Raw genomic sequence first — 4,084 nt, forward strand, 5'->3', positions numbered from 1 at the left:
GGGACAGCAGCTGGAATCATCGCATCATCCGGGGCCTGGGTAACTCTTTCGCGCAGGATAGCAGATCTTCGCATCCGCGCCCACCCTTTCTTCCCGGTGCACCGGGGAGGAGGGTCCGGGATGTCGGCGGAGCAGTTCGCCACAGACGCCGGCCTGCTGGAGCGGGGCCTGAAGGCATTGAAAAGGGTACCGGGGGCGGCTGAAAAGGCGCCCGGCCATTGACGGCGGCCGTCCGGCGGTGTATTTAAATATGGACCGATAACGGCTATTCCAACTCCAGGAGGTTTCCCCCATGAAAAAACTGCTCCTCGCCACCCTCGCCCTCTCCATCACCCTCTCCGGCTGCGGCTGGCACCACCGTCACCATGGCCACGCGGGCCACAAGGGTGGCAAGTGCCAATGCCCCTGCCCGCAGGCCGCTCCGGCGCCCGCCGAGGCGCCCGCCCCGGCGAAGTAGCGGCCGACCGAACCTCGCCCGGCCGTCGGGGATCCTCCGGCGGCCGGCATCTCCTCTGTCCCTCCACTCCTCCCCCGAGAAACGCGAAGGCGGGCCGCCCGGTCCGCCTTCTTTTTTCCTCACCCAACGGTCCCTGTCCCGGCCAATGCGCTACCCCGCCATCCGGGACTGCAGGTGGCCGTTCCTGTGCTAATCTCTACTTGAACCCTCATGGCACGAAGGGAAGGGAGTCAGCGATGAAAGTCGAACCTCAGAAGGAACACGAGTGGCTGCAGAAGCTGGTCGGCGCGTGGGCGTTCGAAGTCGAGGCGACAACGGAGCCGGGCTGCGCGCCCGGGCATTTCCGGGGGACCGAGAGCGTGCGGTCCATCGGGGGCCTCTGGATCGTGGCCGAGGGGCTGGGCGAGATGCCCGGCGGCGGCACCGCGACGACGATGATGACCCTCGGCTATGACCCGCAGAAAAAGCGGTACCTGGGCACCTGGATCGGGTCGATGATGACCCACCTCTGGATTTACGACGGCGCCCTCGATGCGGCCGAAAAGGTGCTGACCCTCGACACCGAGGGCCCCGCCATGACCGCCGAAGGGAAAATGGCGAAATTCAGGGACGTGATCGAGTTCAAGAGCGACGACCACCGGGTGCTGACCTCGCACATGCTGGGCGAGGACGGGAAGTGGTGCCACTTCATGACGGCGCACTATCGGCGGAAGAAGTAGCTGAGCGGCAGAAGGTGGGCGGGCAGATGCCGGAAATCGCAGCGGGCGATGATCACAGCCCGGCTCGATCGACGTGCTGGACGGCACGGGGAACCAGAGAGCGGCACCTGCCATACGCCCGTTGATGCGGGTTTGAAATGCACCCTGACCGGCCCCGCCTTGATCCTCCCATTTGGCGCCTGTTTTGCAAGAGAGACATGGGGACAGCAGAGAATACGCACCGTTTCGCCGGGGCTCAGGGGCGTTGCCGCGTGCCGGTGCGATGGTCCGTCGCATCAGGCGCAAATTCGCCGCCATTTGACCGGGCCGCACCCGGGTTACCCGAGGGGTCGGAAGGTTAAAAATCGGTGCAACGGAAAAACGGGAATGCACTTCATGCGGCAGGGATGAGTCCTGCAGGGAGGAATCGATGGAGCAGTTGAACGCCTTTTTTGCCGCGGCAAGCGGTTACGTCTGGGGGCTTCCCCTGCTGATTCTTCTGGTCGGCACCGGTATCGTCCTGACCGTCCGCCTGCGGGGAATCCAGGTTCGCCTGCTGGGCCACGCCCTGCGCGAGACCTTCGCCAGGCCGAAGGTCGATGAGCCTGGGGACGTCAGCCATTTCAAGGCGTTGATGATCGCCCTGGCCGCCACCATCGGCACCGGCAACATCATCGGCGTCGCCACCGCCATCTCCGTCGGCGGACCGGGCGCCCTCTTCTGGATGTGGATCACCGCCGCGGTGGGGATGGCCACCAAATACGGCGAAGGGGTGCTGGCGGTCAAATACCGGGTGGTCGACGAGAACGGCGAGATGGCCGGCGGGCCGATGTACTACCTGGAACGGGGGCTGGGACAGAAATGGCTGGGGGTCCTCTTCGCCCTCTTCGGTGCCATTGCCGCCTTCGGCATCGGCAACCTGGTGCAGGCCAACGCCGTCGCCGGCAACCTGAAGGAATCCTTCGGCGTGGCGCCGGGGATCACCGGCGTGGTCCTCGCCGCCTTGACGGCCCTGGTCGTCCTCGGCGGGGTGAAGAAGATCGGCAACGTCGCCGCCGTCGTCGTCCCCTTCATGGCGGTCGTTTACGTCTGCGGCTGCCTCCTCATCCTGGGCCGCTTCGCCGGCGAAATCCCGGGCGCCCTGGCCCTGGTCTTCCGGGACGCCTTCACCGGCACCGCCGCCACCGGCGGCTTCCTCGGCGCCACCGTCATGCTCGCCATCCAGAAAGGGGTTTCGCGCGGGGTCTTCTCCAACGAGTCCGGTCTCGGCAGCGCGCCCATCGCCGCCGCCGCCGCCAAGACCAACGAGCCGTGCGAACAGGCTTTGGTTTCCATGACCGGCACCTTCATCGACACCATCATCATTTGCACCATGACCGGCCTGGTCCTGATCGTCACCGGCGCCTGGAGCACCGGCGCCGAAGTGTCGGCCCTGACCAAATCGGCCTTCGACGCCGGCCTCCCCGGCAACTCGGGGGGCTATATCGTCACCTTCGGGATTGTCTTCTTCGCCTACTCGACCATCCTCGGCTGGGCCTATTACGGCGAAAAGTGCATGGAATATCTGCTCGGCGTCCGAGCCCTCCTCCCCTATCGCCTGATCTTTTCCCTCTGCGTCAGCATCGGCGCCGTGATCAAGCTCGAGCTCGTCTGGAACTTCGCCGACGTGATGAACGGCCTCATGGCCATCCCCAACCTCATCGGCCTGCTCGGCCTGTCGGGGGTCATCGTGGCGGAAACGAACCGCTTCCTGTCGGAAAAACGCCAGCGCGTCTCGCTAGGAGACGATTTCTAAAAGGTGCTGGTCATCCGCCGGATTCTCGCCGGGCGGACGATCGAGGAGGATTTGGGCTGAAGGGGGCGATTATCCTTTTTTGCCGGGCCGGTAGTAGAGGATGACGTCCCCGCATCCCAACGTCCTGGTTTTCAGGAGTTCCAGGTCGATCCTCTCGCCGATCTGGCTGAACAGGGGCTTGCCGCTCCCCAGAACGACAGGATTCACCACGATCCGGTATTCGTCGATCAGGCCGGGCGGCGCCAGGGCGGAGACGAGGGTGCCGCTGCCGAAGATCATCATATCCCCGCCGGCCTGCCGCTTCAGCCGGGCGACCTCCTCTGCGGGATTCGCCCTGACCAGCCGCGTATTCGCCCAGTCGGCCGCCCCCAGCGTCGTCGAGAAGACGACCTTGGGCAGGCTGTTCATCCTTTCGGTGATGAACGGGTCCTCCGCAGCTGCCGCCGGGGTCGGCCAGAAACCGGCCATCAACTGATACGTCACCCGCCCGAACAGCAGGGTGTCGACCCCCTCGAACAGCTCCCTGGCGTAGGCGTCGAATTCCTTATCCACCACGAACCAGTCGATCTCCCCGTTCGGCCCGGCCATGAAGCCGTCCAGGGACATCAGGTTGGACACGATCACCTTGCGCATGGCAGACCTCCCCTGCAAGCAGTTTCCTGACTTTCATTATACGCGCTGGAGCAGGCCGGGGCAGGACTGGATGCCGGGGTGTTATGGATCGGTGAGATTTGCAGACTGGCAGGGGTAGGACGTGTGCAGCAAAAACCGGGTTGACGGTGATAAGTCGGAATCGTCTTTCATCAGAGGTGTCGCCATTTCAAGAAACATCCCGGCGCGGCGGATTTGCTCCGCAGCCTCCTTCTTACTCATCCGGGCTTTCAGTGCATAATCTCCGACATTCCGGCTGTCCACCGCCATTAAGTTACCAGCCACGTCCCTGAATGACCCCATTTTACCCTAAAAAATCGACTTACAAGCTGTTTTTGACTGGATATTTTGGTGGATTTATCTGTAATTACAATTAGTTAATTTGGTCCGACCCCGGGTATTGGAGCAGGGGGAGGTGGGGCGGATAATGAATTCGGGATTTGTCCCGGCATTCCGCTGCCCCCACGCTTGACCATGGAGAAC

At 63.6% G+C, this 4,084-nt stretch carries 4 protein-coding genes; 3 read left to right on the forward strand and 1 reads right to left on the reverse strand.

The genetic code is table 11. The annotated features are described in order from the left end of the window. Nucleotides 1–292 precede the first annotated feature (292 nt). The 3 genes from VD811_10415 (at nt 293) to VD811_10425 (ending at nt 2,950) form a co-directional block, all read left to right on the forward strand. On the forward strand, nt 293–457 hold the full coding sequence (locus tag VD811_10415) for a hypothetical protein (protein HXV21385.1): 165 nt from the start codon (nt 293–295) through the stop codon (nt 455–457). Nucleotides 458–693: 236 nt separating this feature from the next. Continuing rightward, a complete protein-coding gene (locus VD811_10420) occupies nt 694–1,176 on the forward strand; it encodes a DUF1579 domain-containing protein (GenBank protein HXV21386.1) in 483 nt (160 codons plus the stop codon). Nucleotides 1,177–1,585: 409 nt separating this feature from the next. Beyond that, a complete protein-coding gene (locus VD811_10425) occupies nt 1,586–2,950 on the forward strand; it encodes a sodium:alanine symporter family protein (GenBank protein HXV21387.1) in 1,365 nt (454 codons plus the stop codon). A gap of 69 nt (nt 2,951–3,019) precedes the next feature. On the opposite strand, the gene VD811_10430 is transcribed toward VD811_10425, so the two are convergent. Next, nucleotides 3,020–3,583 (reverse strand): dihydrofolate reductase family protein, encoded by a 564-nt coding sequence (locus VD811_10430; GenBank protein HXV21388.1) that lies wholly within the window; start codon nt 3,581–3,583, stop codon nt 3,020–3,022. Between the last annotated feature and the right edge of the window lie 501 nt (nt 3,584–4,084).

This window comes from Desulfuromonadales bacterium (genome assembly GCA_035620395.1).
Taxonomy (GTDB): domain Bacteria; phylum Desulfobacterota; class Desulfuromonadia; order Desulfuromonadales; family DASPGW01; genus DASPGW01.

What these genes read in the sequence shown, in the direction of transcription:
- VD811_10425 (HXV21387.1), top strand. Translation starts at nt 1,586, where the DNA reads ATGGAGCAGTTGAACGCCTTTTTTGCCGCGGCAAGCGGTTACGTCTGG.
- VD811_10430 (HXV21388.1), bottom strand. Translation starts at nt 3,583, where the DNA reads ATGCGCAAGGTGATCGTGTCCAACCTGATGTCCCTGGACGGCTTCATG.
- VD811_10420 (HXV21386.1), top strand. Translation starts at nt 694, where the DNA reads ATGAAAGTCGAACCTCAGAAGGAACACGAGTGGCTGCAGAAGCTGGTC.
- VD811_10415 (HXV21385.1), top strand. Translation starts at nt 293, where the DNA reads ATGAAAAAACTGCTCCTCGCCACCCTCGCCCTCTCCATCACCCTCTCC.